The 18,792-nt window shown below is 64.9% G+C and carries 18 protein-coding genes; 4 read left to right on the forward strand and 14 right to left on the reverse strand.

Annotation, left to right across the window (positions count from 1 at the left end):
- Nucleotides 1-8: 8 nt before the first annotated feature.
- From bamB to ndk, 6 genes are read right to left on the reverse strand one after another with little or no spacing between them, the layout of a single operon-like run.
- A complete protein-coding gene (gene bamB, locus ABE472_RS01615) occupies nucleotides 9-1,217 on the reverse strand; it encodes an outer membrane protein assembly factor BamB (RefSeq protein WP_346465204.1) in 1,209 nt (402 codons plus the stop codon).
- Entirely contained in the window at nucleotides 1,217-1,855 is a 639-nt protein-coding gene (locus ABE472_RS01620; protein WP_019183086.1) for a tetratricopeptide repeat protein, read from the reverse strand. The genes bamB and ABE472_RS01620 overlap by 1 nt, the downstream gene beginning before the upstream one ends.
- 59 nt (nucleotides 1,856-1,914) lie before the next feature.
- Nucleotides 1,915-2,778: a RodZ domain-containing protein gene (locus tag ABE472_RS01625; RefSeq protein ID WP_346465206.1), complete on the reverse strand. Its 864-nt coding sequence runs from the start codon at nucleotides 2,776-2,778 to the stop codon at nucleotides 1,915-1,917.
- 6 nt (nucleotides 2,779-2,784) lie between these two features.
- A complete protein-coding gene (gene pilW / locus ABE472_RS01630; RefSeq protein WP_313212319.1) occupies nucleotides 2,785-3,582 on the reverse strand; it encodes a type IV pilus biogenesis/stability protein PilW in 798 nt (265 codons plus the stop codon).
- Nucleotides 3,569-4,774, reverse strand: a complete 1,206-nt coding sequence (rlmN, locus tag ABE472_RS01635; RefSeq protein WP_346465208.1) for a 23S rRNA (adenine(2503)-C(2))-methyltransferase RlmN — start codon at nucleotides 4,772-4,774, stop codon at nucleotides 3,569-3,571. Before rlmN ends, pilW begins: the two co-directional genes overlap by 14 nt.
- Before the next feature lie 10 nt (nucleotides 4,775-4,784).
- On the reverse strand, nucleotides 4,785-5,210 hold the full coding sequence (ndk, locus tag ABE472_RS01640) for a nucleoside-diphosphate kinase (RefSeq protein ID WP_008265389.1): 426 nt from the start codon (nucleotides 5,208-5,210) through the stop codon (nucleotides 4,785-4,787).
- 320 nt (nucleotides 5,211-5,530) lie between these two features.
- Between ndk and ABE472_RS01645 the strand changes: the two genes are divergently transcribed.
- The 3 genes from ABE472_RS01645 to ABE472_RS01655 are packed head-to-tail and all read left to right on the forward strand — an operon-like array spanning nucleotide 5,531 to nucleotide 9,841.
- On the forward strand, nucleotides 5,531-6,193 hold the full coding sequence (locus ABE472_RS01645; protein ID WP_346465209.1) for a TetR family transcriptional regulator: 663 nt from the start codon (nucleotides 5,531-5,533) through the stop codon (nucleotides 6,191-6,193).
- A gap of 44 nt (nucleotides 6,194-6,237) precedes the next feature.
- Complete coding sequence (locus ABE472_RS01650) at nucleotides 6,238-8,610, forward strand: 3-hydroxyacyl-CoA dehydrogenase/enoyl-CoA hydratase family protein (protein ID WP_346465211.1); 2,373 nt, start codon at nucleotides 6,238-6,240, stop codon at nucleotides 8,608-8,610.
- 22 nt (nucleotides 8,611-8,632) lie between these two features.
- Entirely contained in the window at nucleotides 8,633-9,841 is a 1,209-nt protein-coding gene (locus ABE472_RS01655) for an acetyl-CoA C-acyltransferase (protein WP_141058424.1), read from the forward strand.
- A 285-nt stretch (nucleotides 9,842-10,126) separates the two neighbouring features.
- Here the strand turns inward: ABE472_RS01655 and galU are convergent, their stop codons facing one another.
- From galU to cmk, 8 genes are all read right to left on the reverse strand, one after another.
- Complete coding sequence (galU, locus tag ABE472_RS01660; protein WP_346465213.1) at nucleotides 10,127-11,008, reverse strand: UTP--glucose-1-phosphate uridylyltransferase GalU; 882 nt, start codon at nucleotides 11,006-11,008, stop codon at nucleotides 10,127-10,129.
- A complete protein-coding gene (locus ABE472_RS01665; protein ID WP_313212328.1) occupies nucleotides 11,008-12,915 on the reverse strand; it encodes a nucleoside-diphosphate sugar epimerase/dehydratase in 1,908 nt (635 codons plus the stop codon). The genes galU and ABE472_RS01665 overlap by 1 nt, the downstream gene beginning before the upstream one ends.
- Nucleotides 12,916-12,931: 16 nt before the next feature.
- Entirely contained in the window at nucleotides 12,932-13,906 is a 975-nt protein-coding gene (locus ABE472_RS01670; RefSeq protein ID WP_346465215.1) for a glycosyltransferase family 4 protein, read from the reverse strand.
- Between the two features lie 3 nt (nucleotides 13,907-13,909).
- Nucleotides 13,910-15,088, reverse strand: coding sequence for a lipopolysaccharide assembly protein LapB (lapB, locus tag ABE472_RS01675; RefSeq protein WP_121042140.1), 1,179 nt, complete (start codon nucleotides 15,086-15,088; stop codon nucleotides 13,910-13,912).
- A gap of 6 nt (nucleotides 15,089-15,094) precedes the next feature.
- A complete protein-coding gene (locus ABE472_RS01680; protein ID WP_313212332.1) occupies nucleotides 15,095-15,379 on the reverse strand; it encodes a LapA family protein in 285 nt (94 codons plus the stop codon).
- 98 nt (nucleotides 15,380-15,477) lie between these two features.
- Nucleotides 15,478-15,783 (reverse strand): integration host factor subunit beta, encoded by a 306-nt coding sequence (locus tag ABE472_RS01685; protein ID WP_019183098.1) that lies wholly within the window; start codon nucleotides 15,781-15,783, stop codon nucleotides 15,478-15,480.
- A gap of 87 nt (nucleotides 15,784-15,870) precedes the next feature.
- Nucleotides 15,871-17,556, reverse strand: a complete 1,686-nt coding sequence (rpsA, locus tag ABE472_RS01690; protein ID WP_121042136.1) for a 30S ribosomal protein S1 — start codon at nucleotides 17,554-17,556, stop codon at nucleotides 15,871-15,873.
- A 194-nt stretch (nucleotides 17,557-17,750) separates the two neighbouring features.
- Complete coding sequence (gene cmk, locus ABE472_RS01695) at nucleotides 17,751-18,431, reverse strand: (d)CMP kinase (RefSeq protein ID WP_046273768.1); 681 nt, start codon at nucleotides 18,429-18,431, stop codon at nucleotides 17,751-17,753.
- Between the two features lie 194 nt (nucleotides 18,432-18,625).
- Here cmk and ykgO point away from each other — a divergent pair, with 194 nt between their 5' ends.
- The gene (gene ykgO, locus ABE472_RS01700; RefSeq protein WP_057628212.1) at nucleotides 18,626-18,751 is read left to right on the forward strand and encodes a type B 50S ribosomal protein L36; all 126 of its coding nucleotides are present in this window, start codon (nucleotides 18,626-18,628) and stop codon (nucleotides 18,749-18,751) included.
- Nucleotides 18,752-18,792 lie beyond the last annotated feature (41 nt).

Consider the following 18,792-nt stretch of genomic DNA (forward strand, 5'->3'; position numbering starts at 1 on the left):
GTAACTCCTTATTGTGCCAACCGGAACGCGGTCAGCTTTCCATCAACGTTCTGCACCAGCAGAATCCCATCGGCAGCTACCGGCTGTGCCAGGAGGGCGTCGCCGCCACTCTTGGCGCGCGCCGCGAACTCACCGTTATCGGTCCGCAACCAGTGCAGATACCCCTTGTAATCACCGACCACAACGTAATCGCCGTGGATGACCGGACCGGTCAGCGAACGACGGGCCAGGCCCGTCTGCGACCACATGGCCGAACCGCTGGCCTTGTCCAGGCCGAACACGCCGCCCTTGTTGTCGGTGACGAACACATTGCTCGAGGTCAGGGCCACGCCACCGGCGCCACCATGATCACGTGCCCACAGCGGACGGCCGGTCGGGCCTTCGATCGCCATGGTCTGGTTCTTGAAACTGCTGACGAACAGCGTATTGCCTTCCAGCACCGGGGCGCCATCGATATCGGCCATGCGCTCCAGCTCGGTACGGCCTTCGCCGGTGCCGACCATCTGGTCCCACAGCGTGCGGCCGTCCTGCATGGCCAGCGCGGCGATGGAACCGTCGTCGTTACCGATGAACAGCACGCCCGGGCCGGCGACGACCGGCGCGTTGCCACGCACGGTCAGTGCCGGCAGCTCGCGCGGGTTGAACCAGCGCTGGGTGCCATTTTCGGCATCCAGGCCGGTCACGCGGCCGTCGTTGCTGCGCACGAACACCATGCCCTGGCCCACGGCCGGCGCGGAGATCACTTCACCCGGCACCTTGGCACGCCACTTCTCAGTGCCGTCGGCCGCGTTCAACGCGATGACTTCGCCATCCAGGGTGCCGATGACGACCAGGCCGTCACCCACGCCCGGGCCACCGGACAGACGCAGCTTGGGCTGCCTCTTCACCTTGGCCGGTTCATAGGTCCAGATCTTCTTGCCGGTCTGCAGGTCGATGGCATGTACGCCACCGTAGATGGCGGCCGCGTACACGCGACCATCGGCGACCACCGGGCCCTGACGGACGCCGATGCGCTTCTCACCCTTGCCGACGTTGGCCGTCCAGATCTTGTCGACCTTGGCGGTGGCATCGAACTTGACCAGCTCGGCCGGCTCCAGCGCCTTCTTGGCCGCCGCATCTTTGCCGGCGAACCAGCCCTTCATCGTGCTGCAGCCGGTCAGGGCCATGCCCAACAGGGCGACCGTGGCAACGCGCTTGATCATGACCATCTGATTCATTACACCGACTCCGCAGGATCGGTGACGGTGCCACCGGCATCCGTCAACTTGGTTTCCAGCAGGCGCCGCTGGGGCGCTGCCACGTCCAGCGTCTTGAGCGCCTTCTCATACTGCTCGCGGGCGGCATCACGCTTGCCCTGCGCCATCAGTGCGTCGCCATGGATTTCCAGGCTGGCGCTGTCGGTTGCGGTGCCGAGCTGCTTGATCGCATCCTCGGTCTTGCCGGTGGCCACCAGCAGGCGCGCAACGCGCTGCTCGATCACCGGCTTGAATTCGGGGTCGGCCTTGATCGCGCGCAGGGTCGCCAGCGCGTCTTCGTTCTTGCCGGCATCGACCTGGGCCTTGGCCAGCTGCAGTGCGGCCAGATCGGCATAGATGTTGGCCTTGCCGCTTTCCAGGTCCTTCACACCCTTGGCGGCCTGCTCCAGATCCTTTTCTTCCAGGCTCTTGAGGACGATCTGGTATTGGACGTTGGCGCCGGCCAGGCTGTTGCTGTGCCGGGTCTGCCACTCTTTCCAGCCCCAGATGCCACCAATCGCGATGGCTACGCCAGCGAGGATGCTGACACCGTTCTTCCGCAGCCAGCCGCGGACGCGTTCACTTTGTTCGTGCTCGTCGAGCAGGTCGTCGATCGCCATGCGTACTCTCGCCCCGCCCATGAGGAGGAGCTATTTGAATTGGATTGGGGAAACGCGGTTCAGTGCGAAACTGGGACCACGGAGCCGTCAGAGGATACCGTAAAGCGTGCCACGTTGGCTCGCTGGTACGGCGAAAGGTCGACGATAGTGCCGGCCTGCTGAACCTCGACCGCCGATGCATTGCCCAGCACCATGCGGGCCACCTGGCCTGGCGGGAAGCTGCGGGTCTCGCCCGACTTGATCAGGGCCTTTTCGACGGTGGTGCCGTCGGGCCCGGAAATATCCACCCAGCTGTCGCCTTTGAACTGCAGGCTCAGGGCGCCGGCCTGCGATGCCGGCGCAGCGGCCGGACGCGGAACCGGGGTCAGCGATGCCAGATACGGCGCCGCCGGTGCCGAAGGCTTGGCCGCTTCGACCGCCACCGGTGCGGCCGGGTCCGGGGTGTCGCCACCGGCCACCGGTACCGCCGCCGGGATCACATCCAGCGAGGCGGTGTTCGGGGTGGTCGCCGTGCCATCGAAATGGCCGCGGGTGGCGAACCAGACCGGCACGGCCAGAACGGCGGTGATGCCGACATACAGGACACGACGCCCCAGGCTCTCGGCAATGCGCCGGGCCCGCGGGGTATGGGTGTGGCTGACCAGCTGCGGCGGCACGATCGGCCCGATATGCGCCTGCTCGAGGATCTCGCCGATGTCCACCTTGAGCAGGCGGGCATAACTGCGCAGCTGGCCGCGGACGAAGACCGGCGCGCCGAGACGCTGCCACTGTTCTTCTTCGAGGGACTTGAGTACCTGAACCGGCATATGCAGCTGCTGCCCCACCGCCTCCAGGGTCAGTCCGGCCGCTTCCCGGGCCTGGCGAAGACGAGCTCCGCAACCGGCCGCAGTATCAAAAGCGTTCACAGTCTGGTCATCAATCACAATGCTTCAACCCCGGGGATTAGGTGCCGCATCCTGCGGAAATTCGTCATGAATTCGCTGCAGATAGCGACCGGATGCCACGCTGTCGCCAAGCCGCGCCTCGATTTGAGAGGCAAGTTGTAACACGGAACGTGTGGCCGGTGCAGCCGTCAAACGCCGTTGCGAAAAGGCCCGGGCCTCGAAATAGCGCCCTTGGGCGTACTCGTTGCGGGCCATCGACTCCAGCGCATAGGCATTGACGGGATCTATCTCAAGCGCCCGTCGCAGGTCCGGCACCGCCCGTTCGGGCTGGCCTGCGTCCAGCGCACAGCCACCGGCATTGGCCAGGGCGGACGCCGGCGTGGTGTAGCCCGGCGCCTGAAGCGCCCGGTCGAACCAGACCAGCGACTCGGCCGGCCGGCCATGAGCACATAGCCACGCGCCATAATTGTTGAGGACGTCGCCGCGCTCCGGGCCCAGCTCGGCGGCCTTGGCGTACAGCTGGCCGGCCTCGGCCTCGTTGCCGCGCTGGGCGGCGATGGCCGCCAGCAGCATGTAGGCCTCGGGACGCCGCGCATCGATCTTCATGGCCGCCCGCACCCGCTTCTCGGCGGCATCCGGGGCACCTGCGCGCAGCGATTCGCCAGCCAGGACCATCTGGTCCTGGTAGTTCACGCGCTTGCGGATCTCAGGGTTGTCCCGGGCCTCATAGGTCGGCGCGACCTCAAGGGGCCCGGACGGCGGTTTGATGCCTTGCTTGCCACAGCCGACCACTGCCAGCGCGAGGAAAACAACGGCTGGCAATCGGCAATCAGGCAGCCGCATCCCGGCCTTTCCCGTCCTGCAGCGTTTTATTGAACTCGGCCTGGCGGCGCGTGCGATCCATGACCTGGCCCTTGAGCTGGCCGCAGGCGGCATCGATGTCGTCGCCACGGGTGCGTCGCACCATCGTCAGCACCTTCGCATCGAGCAGGATCTTCTGGAAGGCGCGGATGTCGGTTTCGCCGGAGCGCTCATAGCGCGTGCCCGGGAATGGATTGAACGGAATCAGGTTGACCTTGCCCGAGTTCGAGGCCTGTACGGCGTTGTCGAACTGGCGCATCAGCCGCGCCAGCTGGCGGGCGTGCTCGGGCTGGTCATTGATGCCCTTCATCAGGGTGTATTCGAAGGTGACCGATTCGCGGCGCTTGTTGGCGCGCAGGTAACGTGCGCACGAGGCCATCAGCTCGACGATCGGGTACTTCTTGTTGAGCGGGACCAGGGTCTCGCGCAGTGCATCGTTGGGCGCATGCAGCGACACCGCCAGCGACACGTCACTCTCGGTGGAGAGGCGGTCGATCTGCGGCACCAGGCCGGAGGTGGACAGCGTCACGCGCTTGTTGGCCAGGCCATAGCCCAGATCGTCGCGCATCACGCTCATGGCGCGCACGACGTTGTCGAAATTCATCAACGGCTCGCCCATGCCCATCATCACCACATTGGTGAGACGACGCTGCTTGTGCGGGATGTTGCCCAGATGGCGCGCCGCGACCCACACCTGGCCGATGATCTCGGCGGTGGACAGGTTGCGGTTGAAGCCCTGGGTGGCGGTCGAACAGAAGGTGCAGTTCAGCGCGCAGCCGACCTGCGACGATACGCACAGCGTGCCGCGGTTCTTGTCCGGGATGTAGACCGCTTCAATCGCGTTCTTGCCGTCGGTGCCCATGGCCAGCAGCCACTTGTGGGTGCCATCGGCGGAGGGCTTGTCGAACACGATGTTCGGAACCAGCACCTCGGCATGCTGCTTGAGCTTGGCGCGCAACGCCTTGCCGAGGTCGGTCATGTCATCGAAATCGGTGACGTAGTGATGGTGGATCCACTTCATCACCTGGTGGGCACGGTAGCGCGCTTCGCCGAGTGTCTCGGCGAAGAAGCGCTCCAGACCCTCGCGATCGAGGTCGAGCAGGTTCTGCTTGGCCACAGCCGGGCTCGAGACGAGCACGGATGGGATGGCGGTTGGCTGTACGACCTCGTTCACGGCATCACTCTCAGCGCGAGACGACTTCAGTCGCGGCGAAGAAGTAGGCGATTTCGATCGCGGCATTCTCAACCGAGTCCGAGCCGTGGGCGGCATTGGCATCGATGGATTCAGCGAAGTCGGCGCGGATGGTGCCTGCGGCGGCTTCCTTCGGGTTGGTGGCGCCCAGCAGGTCGCGGTGGGCCAGCACGGCGTTCTCGCCTTCCAGCGCCTGGATCATCACCGGGCCGGAGATCATGAACTCGACCAGCGCGTTGAAGAACGGACGCTCGCGGTGCACGGCGTAGAAGCCTTCGGCTTCACGGCGCGACAGCTGCTTGTACTTGGCGGCGACGACCTTCAGGCCGGCCTTTTCAAAGCGGGCGTAGATTTCGCCGATGACGTTCTTGGCGACGGCGTCCGGCTTGATGATGGAAAGGGTGCGCTCCAGCGCCATGGGAATACTCCGTTGGGCGGGCCACTTGATCGGCCCGAGGTTAACATGAAAAAAACCCGCGTCAAAACGCGGGCTTAGCCTGATATACGTGCGCCAATTCTAACGTGTCCTCCCCATCTCCGGTAGTGCCACGCCTTGCGTGGCAGGCTTGGACCGCATGGGATCGCTCGCCCCGTTCAGGGAATGAAGGGTTGCCGGCCAGCGGCCGGCACTACCGAGCGGGCGGATGAACGGACGCCCATTTCTGCTGCGCCGCACAATGCGATGCCGCAGCCGCAGGTCTAATATCAAACAATCGTTTGATTGAACTGCCCTGCCCCATGGCCAAACCTGCCCACTTCTCCACCAAGGACCGCATCCTCGGCGCCGCTGAAGAACTGTTCGCCCTGCACGGGTTCGCGGGCACCTCGCTGCGCCAGGTCACCAGCCAGGCCGATGTGAACATCGCCGCGGTCAACTACCACTTCGGCTCCAAGGAGAACCTCGTCAACGAGGTCTTCCGCCGCCGCATGGACGAGATGACCTCGGCCCGCCTTGCCCAGCTGGAGGCTGCACGCCGTGAGCACCCCGGCGCGCTGCGCCCGGTGCTGGCCGCCTTCGTCGAGCCGGCGCTGGCGATGGCCCAGGACCGCCAGACCGGCGGCGCGTTCGTGCGGGTCATCGCCCGCGCCTACGCCGAAAAGAACGACAACCTGCGCAAGTTCCTGTCCGACCATTACGGCCACGTCCTGCGCGACTTCGGCAAGGCGATCTCCGCCTGCGTGCCGGAGCTGAGCAAGGAGGAGCTGTACTGGCGCCTGGATTTCCTCGCCGGCTCGCTGACTTACGCGATGGCCGACTTCGGCCTGATCAAGCGACCCGCCGGTGTCACCGAAGCGGCGCATCGTGCCCATGCCGCCCAGGAACTGATTCATTTCGCCGAAGCCGGATTCCGCGCCAGCGGGGCCTCGAGCGCTTCGACGACCTCCCTTTCCACCCCGTAGAGCCGGGCGTTGACCGGCTTCCAGACAACCAAAGGCTTATCGACATGTCCAATTCCCTGCTAGTCCGCCGTGCCGCCGTGCTGGGTGCCGGCGTCATGGGTGCCCAGATCGCCGCCCACCTGACCAACGCCGGCGTCGACACGGTGCTGTTCGACCTGCCCGCCAAGGAAGGTCCGGCCGATGGCATCGTGCTCAAGGCGATTGCCAACCTGGGCAAGCTCAGCCCTGCCCCGCTCGCCAGCAAGTCCTACGCCGAGGCGATCACGCCGGCCAACTACGAAACCGGCCTGGAGCAGTTGAAGGACTGCGACCTGATCATCGAGGCCATCGCCGAACGGATGGACTGGAAGCAGGACCTGTACAAGAAGATCGCCCCGTTCGTGGCCGATCACGCCGTGCTGGCTTCCAACACCTCGGGCCTGGGCATCAACAAGCTCGCCGACGTACTGCCAGAACAGCTGCGCCACCGCTTCTGCGGTGTGCATTTCTTCAACCCGCCGCGCTACATGCACCTGGCCGAGCTGATCCCGGCGACCACCACCGATGCCTCGGTGCTGGAAGGCCTGGAAGCGTTCCTGGTCACCACCCTGGGCAAGGGCGTGGTGTACGCCAAGGACACCCCGAACTTCATCGGCAACCGCATCGGCGTATTCTCGATCCTGTCCACCATCCACCATACCCAGGAATTCGGACTGGGCTTCGATGAAGTGGACGGCCTGACCGGCCCGCTGGTCGGCCGCCCGAAGTCCGCCACCTACCGCACCTCCGACGTGGTCGGCCTGGACACCATGGCCCACGTGATCAAGACCATGGGCGACACTCTGCCCAACGATCCGTGGCATGAATTCTTCAAGTCGCCGAAGTGGCTGGACGCGCTGATTTCCAAGGGCGCGCTCGGCCAGAAGACCGGTGCCGGCATCTTCCGCAAGGTCGGCAAGGACATCGTGGTGCTGGACCTGGAGAAGCAGGACTACCGCCCCGCCGACCGCACCGCCGCACCGGAAGTGGTCGAGATCCTGAAGATCAAGAACCCGGCCGAGAAGTTCGCCAAGCTGCGCGAAAGCCAGCACCCGCAGGCGCAGTTCCTGTGGGCGACCTTCCGCGACCTGTTCCACTACAGCGCCTACCACCTGGCCGACATCGCCGAAACCGCGCGCGACGTCGATCTGGCCATCCGCTGGGGCTACGGCTGGTCGCTCGGCCCGTTCGAAACCTGGCAGGCTGCCGGCTGGAAGCAGGTCGCGCAGTGGATCGCCGATGACATCGTGGCCGGCAAGAGCATGAGCAGCGCACCGCTGCCCGATTGGGTGTTCGACGGCCGCGACGGCGTGCACGCCGCCGAAGGCAGCTACAGCCCATCGCGCAATGCCAAGCTGCCGCGTTCGGCGCTGCCGGTGTACCAGCGCCAGCGCTTCCCGGATCCGCTGCTGGGCGAGACCTTCAGCCCGGGCGAAACCGTGTTCGAGAACGACGGCGTGCGCATGTGGCACGACGGCGACGGCATCGCGGTGGTCAGCTTCAAGACCAAGATGAACACTGTGTCCGACCACGTGCTCAACGGCCTGCAGGAAGCGATCAAGCGCGCCGAGCAGGACTACAAGGGCCTGGTGATCTGGCAGCAGAAGGAACCCTTCTCCGCCGGCGCCGATCTGTCCGGTGCGCTCGGCCTGCTGCAGGCCGGCAAGGTGGACCAGTTCGAAGAGATGGTGCACAACTTCCAGCGCACCAGCCAGGCGATCAAGTATTCGCTGGTGCCGGTGGTGACCGCGGTGCGCGGCCTGGCCTTGGGCGGTGGCTGCGAGTTCCAGATGCACAGCGCCAAGAGCGTGGCCGCGCTGGAAAGCTACATCGGTCTGGTTGAAGCGGGCGTGGGTCTGCTGCCGGCCGGTGGTGGCCTGAAGGAACTGGCCGTGCGCGCCTCGCAGGCCGCCGGTCCAGGCGGTGACGTGTTCGCCGAGCTGAAGAAGACCTTCGAAACCGTCGCGATGGCCAAGGTCTCCAACTCGGCGGTCAACGCCAAGGAACTGGGCCTGATGCGCGCGACCGACAAGGTGGTGTTCAACAGCTTCGAGACGCTGCACATCGCCAAGGCCGAAGTGCTGGCGCTGGCCGAAGGTGGCTACCGTCCGCCGATGCCGGCCCGCCGCATCCAGGTCGCCGGTGACGTCGGCATCGCCACGTTCAAGATGATGCTGGTCAACATGCTGGAAGGCCGCTTCATCAGCCCGTACGACTACGAGATCGCCGTGCGCATCGCCACCGTGCTGTGCGGTGGCGAAGTGGATCGCGGCACGCTGGTGGACGAAGAGTGGCTGCTGACGCTGGAGCGCAAGCACTTCGTCGAACTGGCCCAGCAGGAAAAGACCCAGGCCCGCATCGCGCACATGCTCAAGACCGGCAAGCCGCTGCGCAACTGACCCTTTTAGAGAGATCACTGCAATGACCAAGCAAATCCAGGACGCCTACATCGTCGCCGCCACCCGTACCCCGGTGGGCAAGGCGCCCAAGGGCGTGTTCCGCAATACCCGTCCCGACGACATGCTGGCCCATGTGCTCCGCTCCGTGGTCGCACAGGCGCCGGGCATCGACCTCAACCGCATCGATGACGCGATCATCGGCTGCGCGATGCCGGAAGCCGAGCAGGGCATGAACGTGGCCCGCATCGGCGTGCTGCTGGCCGGCCTGCCGGACACCATCGCCGCGCAGACCGTCAACCGCTTCTGCTCCTCCGGCCTGCAGGCCGTGGCCATGGCCGCCGACCAGATCCGTCTGGGCAATTCGGACCTGATGCTGGCCGGTGGTACCGAGTCGATGTCGATGGTGCCGATGATGGGCAACAAGATCGCCATGGCACCGAGCGTGTTCGACAACGACCACGTCGCCATCGCCTACGGCATGGGCATCACCGCCGAGAAGGTCGCCGAAGAATGGAAGGTCTCGCGTGAGGAGCAGGACGCCTTCGCCCTCGCCTCGCACCAGAAGGCCATCGCCGCGATCCAGAACGGCGAGTTCAAGGACGAGATCAGCCCGTACGACGTGCGCACCCGCCAGCCGGACCTGGCCGACGGCCGCCGCATCATCACCCGCGACACGATCGTGGATACCGACGAAGGCCCGCGCCTGGATTCCTCCGCTGAAGGCCTGGCCAAGCTGCGCCCGGTGTTCCGCAACGGCCAGTTCGGCGGCACGGTCACCGCCGGCAACTCCTCGCAGATGAGCGATGGCGCCGGTGCGGTGCTGCTGGCCTCCGAGCAGGCGATCAAGGACTACGGCCTGACCCCGCTGGCCCGCTTCGTCAGCTTCTCGGTCGCCGGTGTGCGCCCCGAAGTGATGGGCATCGGCCCGATCGCCGCGATCCCCAAGGCGCTCAAGCAGGCCGGCCTGACCCAGGACCAGCTGGACTGGATCGAGCTCAACGAAGCCTTCGCCGCACAGTCGCTGGCGGTGATCCGCGATTGCGGCCTGGACCCGTCCAAGGTCAACCCGCTGGGCGGCGCGATCGCCCTGGGCCACCCGCTGGGCGCCACCGGCGCGATCCGCACCGCCACCCTGTTGCACGGCCTGCGCCGTCGTCAGCAGAAGTACGGCATGGTGACCATGTGCATCGGCACCGGCATGGGCGCGGCGGGTATCTTCGAATCGCTGTAAGGCATTGATCGGTGCCGGCCCACGGGTCGGCGCCGATCCGGCGGATAACCGGCCCCACCGGTGGCACCAATGCAACGGGTATCACCGGTCCAACCGGTGGCACCAATGCAACGGGTAGGCACCGACCGTTGGTCGGTGCACGGTCGGAAACGAAAAGGGCAGCCTCGCGGCTGCCCTTTTCTGTTCTGCCGGGAGCCGGCCAGCGGCCGGCACTACCACAGCTGCTTGAAGAGCCGGCCAGCGGCCGGCACTACCGCCTCTGCATCGCGCGGCGGCAGCTCGTCCTCAGCCTTCAGCCAGCATCTTCTGCAGCACTTCGCGCGCCGGACCGGCCAGCTTCTCGTTGTCGAGCGCAAAGCGGATCGTGGCTTCGACCAGGCCCAGATGGGTGCCGCAGTCGAAGCGACGGCCTTCAAAGCGGAACGCGTCGACACGTTCGGTCTTGAGCAGCTCGGCGATCGCGTCGGTCAGCTGGATCTCGCCACCTGCACCGGTCCCGGTTGCTTCGAGCAGCTCGAAGATCTTCGGGCTGAGCACGTAACGGCCGACCACGGCCAGGTCGCTCGGGGCATCTTCGGGCTTGGGCTTTTCGACGATGGCACTGATCCTGCCCTGGCGGCCGTCGAAGGCTTCTGTGGCCACGATGCCGTAGCTGCCGGTCTTGTCATGCGGTACGTCTTCGACCGCGATGATGCTGGCGCCGGTGGCTTCGTTGGCGTCGGCCATCTGCTTGAGCGCACCGTTGCCGCGGTTCCAGATCAGATCGTCCGGCAGCAGCACGGCGAACGGCTCGTCACCGACAATCGCCTTGGCGCACAGCACCGCATGGCCCAGGCCCAGCGCTTCAGCCTGGGTCACGAACACGGCGCGCACGCCATTGGGCAGCACATGGCGAACCAGTTCGAGCTGCTCCTGCTTGCCGGCGCGCTCGAGTTTCTGCTCCAGCTCGTAGGCCTTGTCGAAATAATCTGCGACCGCATGCTTGTAGCGGTTGGTGATGAAGATCAGCGTGTCACAGCCCGCCTCGATCGCCTCATCCACGGCATATTGGATCAACGGCCGATCAATGATCGGCAGCATTTCCTTCGGAACGGTTTTGGTAGCCGGAAGGAATCGCGTTCCCAACCCTGCGACAGGAAATACCGCCTTGCGAATACGCTTGCTCATCAGAACCTAGTGGCCTCACGCGCCGGAAAGGCGAGCACTTTAGCAGAACTGACGTGATCGTCCTGTTGCAGCGGAGAAAATTCCGGCATGGTCGCAAACAGAATGCTGTTGATCGCATCAGTATCGTAGCTGGCAATCGCCTCGCGCAGTTTCGGCACATTGGCCAATACCTGTTCGCGCGCGAACGTGCGTACGCCGGCCTCGAGAATCTTCGGGTGCGCGGTCGGACGATAATCTTCGTCGGAATAGAACAGCGTTTCGTGCAGTTTCTCGCCCGGGCGCAGGCCCGTATAGACGATGGCGATGTCCTTGTACGGCTGCTTGCCGGCCAGGCGGATCATCTGCTCGGCCAGCACGCGGATCGGCACCGGCTCGCCCATGTCCAGCGTATAGATCGCCCCATGCGAGGCCGACGCGGCCGCCTGCAGGATCAGCTGACAGGCCTCGGGAATGGTCATGAAGTAGCGGGTGACTTCCGGGTCGGTCACGGTGACCGGGCCACCCTTGAGAATCTGCTCGCGGAACACCGGCACCACGCTGCCGGCCGAGGCCAGCACGTTGCCGAAGCGCACGGTCACGAAACGGGTGTGGCTGGTCTTCTGGTCCAGGCTCTGGCAGATCATCTCCGCGTAGCGCTTGCTGGCACCCAGGGCGTTGACCGGATCGACCGCCTTGTCGGTGGAGATGAAGACGAAATGCTCGATGCGCGCTTCGACGCAGGCACGCGCCACCGTTTCGGTGGAGAGGATGTTGTTGCGCACCGCCTCGCGGAGCTGGCGCTCCAGCACCGGCACCTGCTTGTAGGCGGCGGCATGGAAGACCGAGTCCACCCGTGACAGCGACAGCGCATGGCGGATCACCGCGGGGTCGCCGCAGTCACCCAGCACCGCTTCCACCACCAGATCCGGGAAGCTGCGCTGCAGCTCGGCCTCGATGGTGAGCAGGAGCAGCTCGCTCATCTCCACCAGGACGATGCGCCCTGCCCCGTGGCGTGCACACTGGCGGCACAGCTCCGAACCGATCGAACCGCCCGCGCCGGTGACCAGCACGGTGCGCCCGCCCAGCCAGCCACGGATCAGCGCCCAGTCCGGCAGGATCGGCTTGCGGCCGAGCAGGTCCTCGATCGCCACTTCCTTGAGCTCACCCGGCAAGGAATGACCCAGCAGGATGTCGTTGAGCTTGGGCACCATCCGGAACGGCACGCCGGTGCTTTCGCAGATGGCCACCACCCGCTGCATGCCCACGGCATCCAGCGAGGGAATGGCGATCACCAGCAGCTTGGCGGCGGTCTCGCGGACCACGGCCGGGGCATCTTCCAGGGTGCCAAGGATCGGCAGGCCCTGCAGCTTGGCGCCCTGCAGGTGAGGGGCGTCGTCGAGCAGGCCGACCGGCTCGAAATCACCCGAGCGGCGCAGGTCGCGGACCAGGGCCTCGGCCGCCTGGCCGGCACCCAGGATCAGCACACGGCGCGCGGTGACGTCGGACTGCAGCGCCTGATAGTCCTTCCATGCGCGGTACAGCAGGCGCGGCGCGCCCAGCAGCGCGGACAGCGCGAAGGGGTAGATGACCAGCACCGACATCGGCACGCCTTCAAAGCGCTTGTACGCCAAGGCCACCACGATGGCGAGCAGGCCGATGAAGCTGGCTTTGAAAATATTGAGCAGATCGGCGACGCTGGCAAAGCGCCACAGGCCGCGGTACAGGCCCACCCGCCAGAACACCACGGCCTGGATGACCAGCACCAGCGAGGTGTCGATGTTCCACAGCGGCAACGCCGGCGCGTCGACCAGCATCGAGTAGCGTCCGGCGTGCAGCAACTGCCAGCACGCCCAGACCATGAACAGGTCGTGGGCGACGATGGCCGCGCGGGGCATCAAGCCGGTAAGTCGGTCCTGCCAAGGCGTCATAAACAACGTAATCCTTCTAGTTGCGCATTCCCTTGCGCAGGAGCAGCCAAAGGCCGGACGCGAAGATCAACCACGCGATGGCCACGGCAGCCTCCCACCTCGGCTGCAAATTCGTGCATGCATTAAACACTGCCGCACTGAATATTCCAAAAACAAGATACATCCCGGTGACGAAAGTGTGGCTTGCACCACCTTTCACCGCGCGCTGATAGAGATGCTGCGTGTGGGGTTCCATCCAGCGCTGTCCGGACAGGATGCGCGAAAGCAATGTGAAGCCTGCGTCCACAAGAAAGGCCGAAAGCGGCACCAGCAACAGCAGCCAGTGGATATCGGTGCGCACGCTGACCAGACAGACCAGCGCCGCGATCGCATAGCCCAGCGCCCCGCTGCCCACGTCACCCATGAAGATGCGCGCCTTCGGGTAGTTGAACGGCAGGAAGCCCAGGCAGGCCAGCCCCAACACCACGCCGGCCAGCCCGTAAGGTGGCGGCAGGACAAGGGCGAACGCGAGACCGGCCAGGATCGCCTGCGTGGTGGCTATCCCGTTGATCCCATCCATGAAGTTCCAGATGTTGATCAACGAAGTGGCAAACAACAGCGCCAGCAGCGCCTGCCAGGGATTGCCACTGGCGTGCCAGACCAACCCAGCCAGCAGCGCGGCCGCGATGACATGGACCAACAGGCGACGCACCGCCGGCAGCGGCCGATGGTCGTCCCACCAACCGATGCCCGCGACCAGCACCAGCCCCAGCGCGAATATCGCCAGGGTGAGTCCGGCCGTGGGCCAGATCACCGCGGCGACCACGCAGGCCAGCAGCAGGGTCAGCACGATCGCGATGCCGCCGCCGCGTGGCGTCGCCACCCCGTGGCTGCGGCGCTCGCCGGGCTCATCCAGTAGATTGCGGCGCAGCGCATAGGCGCGTGCGCCCCAGGTGAGGCCCGCCGATACCGCCAGCACCGCCAGCAGCCCCGCCATCCAGGCGACCATCATGGTTCAGAGCACCGCGTAGTTGAGCAGCGGCTTGACGGTGCCCCATTCCTTGCAGCTCGGGCACTGCCAGTGATGCGTGCGCGCCCCAAAGCCACAGCGGGTGCAACGGTACGCCGGATTGCGGACCAGCAACTGGTCGGTGATGTGCTTGAGGTCGTGCAGGGTCGCGGTGGAATCCGCGCCCTCGGCCAGGGTCAGGTCGATCAGGGCCGACTCGCCACGCACCGACGGACGATCCTTGAGCTGGCGGCCGAGGTAGGCGCGCGCCGGAGCGACACCCTCCTGCTCTTCCATCAGCTGGGTCAGGGCCAGCACCGGGGCGATGCCGCGATAGTGCTCGGTCATCTCCGAGAGGAACGCGCGCGCGCCACCGAGGTCGCCGACCTTGCGGTAGTTCTGCATCAGCGCCTGCAGCACTTCCGGCAGGTACTCCGGATCGTTGCGGGCGGCCCGCTCGAAGGCACGCACGGCGGCTTCAGCATTGCCCGCATCGTTCTCCAGGCGCCCTTCGATGATGCCGGCCCGCACCGACATCGCATCGGCCTGGTAGGCGCGCGCGATGGCCGCGCGGGCCTCTTCGATCTTGCCAGCGCCACGGTAACGCTCGGCCAGCTCGCATTCGAACTGTCCGATCAGCTTGCCCATCGGCTCGCCGGTGACCTCTTCGAAGCGGCTGGCGTTGTCGATCGCCTTTTCCCAGTCGCGCTCGGCCTGGTAGATGCCGATCAGGTGCTTGAGCGCCTGCGGTGCGCGCTGGTCGATCTGGGCGAGCTCGGTGAACACGGTTTCGGCGCGATCAAGCAGGCCGGACTTCATGTAGTCCTCGCCCAGCGCCAGCAGTGCCTGGACACGCTGCTGATCACTCAGGTCCGCGCGGTTGACCAGGCCCTGGTGCAGGCGGATCGCACGATCAACCTCACCGCGGCGGCGGAACAGATGGCCCAGCGCGACCTGGGTCTCGAAGGTTTCCTTGTCCAGTTCGGCGATGTGCAGGAACAGCTCGATCGCCTTGTCCGGCTGCTCGTTGAGCAGATAGTTCAGGCCGCGGAAGTACGTGCTGGACAGATGGCTGACCTGGTTGTCGCCATGGCGTTGACCGCCGCGACGCCCGATCACCCAGCCCGACAACGCGGCCAGGGGCAGGAACAGGAAGAACCAGAACCACTCGGAGACAAATTCCATCGGCGCTCAGCGTCCGTCGAATGTAGAAGAAGAAGGGGGTGCCACGACCACGGCAGGCGCGGCCTTCTGCGCACGGCGCAGTTTGGCGTACAACGGGATCACCACACTGGCGAGCACGAGGCCGCCGCCGATGATTGCACCGGACAACAGGGCGATGATGATCGCCACGCCGGTGGTGGAATTGATCTGGGTAAAGCCCAGGCTGATGATGATCGGCTGCGAGTTGAGGGCGCCGATGATGAGACCCACGACCAGAACCGCCAGCAGGATCAGCAGACGTACGATGTTCATGCAGCAGCTCCAGTTCCGGGAGATTCAAGAGTAGCGGAATATAGAGCAGCGGGACAAAGAGGCCCGGAACGAAAAAAGCAGCGGACCAACGGTCCGCTCTACGCGGGGTCGCTTTCCAGCGGTACCACGGCGCTGACGCGCTCGCGCAGTTCCTTGCCCGGCTTGAAGTGCGGGACATGCTTGCCCGGCAACGCGACCGATTCCCCGGTCTTGGGATTGCGCCCCAGCCGTGCGGGCCGGTAGTGCAACGAAAAACTGCCGAACCCGCGGATCTCGATGCGATCCCCGCCGGCCAGCGCCCCACCCATCATTTCCAGCAACGACTTCACGGCCAGATCGACATCGTCCGACTTCAAATGCGCCTGTCGGCGCGCCAGGATTTCGATCAGCTCGGATTTGGTCATTACGGGCTCTTGGGGAGGAACTCAGACCCTGAAACGGCCCGGACTGATGTCCGGGCCGCCCAGGAAACTACGACAGCGACAGACCGATTACTCGGACTTGTTGCCGTTCAGCTGTGCACGCAGCAGCGCGCCGAGCTGGGTGGTGCCACTGGAAGCCGAAGAGGACTGGTATTCCTCCAGCACTTCTCGCATTTCCGCGTCGTCCTTGGCCTTGATCGACAGCTGCAGGGTACGACCCTTGCGATCCATGCCCACGAACTTGGCTTCCACCTTGTCGCCGACCTTCAGGAACTGGGTCGCGTCGTCCACGCGCTCGTTCGCAACGTCGCGAGCGGCCACGTAGCCTTCGATGCCGTCAGCCAGTTCGATGGTAGCGCCCTTGGCGTCCACTTCCTTGACCACGCCTTCGACCTTGGAACCCTTCGGGTTGGCCGCCATGTACTGACCGAACGGATCCTGCTCCAGCTGCTTGACGCCCAGGCTGATGCGCTCGCGCTCCGGATCGACGGCCAGGACCACTGCGTCCAGGTTGTCGCCCTTCTTGTAGTTGCGGACCACGTCTTCGCCGGTGGTGTTCCAGCTGATGTCGGACAGGTGCACCAGGCCATCGATACCGCCGTCCAGGCCGATGAAGATGCCGAAGTCGGTGATCGACTTGATCTGGCCCGACACCTTGTCGCCCTTCTTGTGGATGGCAGCGAAGGTTTCCCACGGATTGGCGGCAACCTGCTTCATGCCCAGCGAGATGCGGCGACGCTCCTCGTCGACGTCCAGGACCATGACTTCAACTTCGTCACCGACCTGCACAACCTTGGACGGGTTGACGTTCTTGTTGGTCCAATCCATTTCGGAGACGTGCACCAGACCTTCGACGCCCGGCTCGATCTCGACGAATGCGCCGTAATCGGTGACGTTGGAGACCTTGCCGAAGACGCGGCTGTTGGCCGGGTAACGACGGGCGATGTTGTCCCACGGATCTTCACCCAGCTGCTTCAGACCCAGCGAAACGCGGTTGCGCTCGCGGTCGAACTTCAGCACGCGCACGTCCAGCTCGTCGCCGACGTTCACGACTTCGGACGGATGGCGCACGCGCTTCCAGGCCATGTCGGTGATGTGCAGCAGGCCGTCGATACCGCCCAGGTCCACGAATGCGCCGTAATCGGTCAGGTTCTTGACGACACCCTTCAGGATCGCGCCTTCCTGCAGCTTGTCCATCAGCTGCTCGCGCTCTTCCGAATGCTCGCTTTCGACGACTGCACGACGGGACACAACGACGTTGTTACGCTTGCGGTCCAGCTTGATGAGCTTGAATTCCAGCTCCTTGCCTTCCAGGTAGGCCGGGTCGCGCACGGGGCGCACATCCACCAGCGAACCGGGCAGGAACGCGCGGACATCCTTGATGTCCACGGTGAAACCACCCTTGACCTTGCCGCTGATGCGGCCGGTGATGGTTTCGTTCTTTTCCAACGCTTCTTCCAGCTCGTCCCACACCATCGCGCGCTTGGCTTTCTCACGCGACAGAACGGTTTCACCGAAGCCGTTCTCGATGGAATCGAGGGCGACCTTGACGACGTCGCCTTCAGCAACGTCGATCTCGCCAGCGTCGTTACGGAACTGTTCGATCGGCACGATGCCTTCGGACTTCAGGCCGGCGTTGATCACCACGACATCGCCGCGGACTTCAACAACGACACCGCTGACGATCGAGCCCGGCTTCAGCTTGGCCAGATTGGCCTGACTGGCTTCGAACAGCTCTGCAAATGATTCGGTCATTAGATTTACTCTGTTGGACACATGGGCATTGGCCCCCGAAGGGAACCGCTTACTGCCCGCCTGTTGGTCGACCCCGGTAAGGCAGGTCGTGTGTTAAGTAGGAAAACCGCCACGCATCATTGCGGGACGGAGCTTTTGTTGCCTTGCGATGGTGCGACACCGTCGATGGATTGACGGCCCTCCTTTACAACGGATCAGGCACCCGAAACCGGAAGCAGATCCAATACCTTGGCAACGACAGCGTCGATGCCAATACCACTGGTGTCGATGACGACGGCATCGTCTGCCGGCTTCAGGGGCGCCACTGTGCGCTGTGCATCACGGGCGTCGCGGGCCATGATCTCGCGCAGGAGGTCGTCAAAGTTAACCGAAACACCCTTGTCTTTCAACTGCTTATGCCGCCGCTCGGCCCGTTCCTCGGCGCTGGCGGTCAAAAACACCTTGAATGGAGCGTCCGGGAAGATGACCGTACCCATGTCCCGTCCGTCGGCGACAAGCCCCGGCTCCATCCTGAATGCGCGCTGGCGCTCTTTCAGCGCCGCCCGGACCTCCGGGATGGCGGCAATGGCCGAGGCCAGCGCGCCGGTGGTCTCCAGGCGCAGCTCGTCGGTGGCATCGGTCTCGTTGACCAGCACCCGCAGCCCGCCATCGGCCGATTCCACGAAGCGCACGTGGGTGTCGAAGGTGCAGCGCACCAGCGCTGAAGCGTCGGAGGTATCGATATCAGCCCAGCTGGCGGCCACGCCCACCGCCCGGTACAGGGCGCCCGAATCCAGGTAATGCCAGCCCAGGCGGCGTGCGACAATGCGGCTGACAGTGCCTTTGCCGGCCCCGGAAGGACCGTCGATGGTGAGCACGGATGGAAGCTGATTCATGGGTTTCCCGGTAGATGTGACCGCCCATTCTAGCCCCTGCCCGGGGCGCCCTGAGACTTTTTTGGCCCAACCACTTGAAAGGATGGGAAAAAGGCCGGTAGAATGGCGGGCTTGAACGGGCGTCACCTGCCGATTGTCATCTGCATATCGCGGCCGCGCTCCAACCGAATCCAACGTTTACGCCGAGGTATGCAATGAAAGTCCTGTCTTCCCTGAAGTCGGCCAAGACCCGTCACCGCGACTGCAAGGTCGTCCGTCGTCGCGGCAAGATCTTCGTGATCTGCAAGTCGAACCCGCGCTTCAAGGCTCGCCAGCGCTGAGCCGGCTGGCCTCACGGCCGCCATCGGTCCCTCACCGGACC

The sequence above is a fragment of the Stenotrophomonas sp. TWI809 genome (genome assembly GCF_039673205.1).
Lineage (GTDB): Bacteria > Pseudomonadota > Gammaproteobacteria > Xanthomonadales > Xanthomonadaceae > Stenotrophomonas.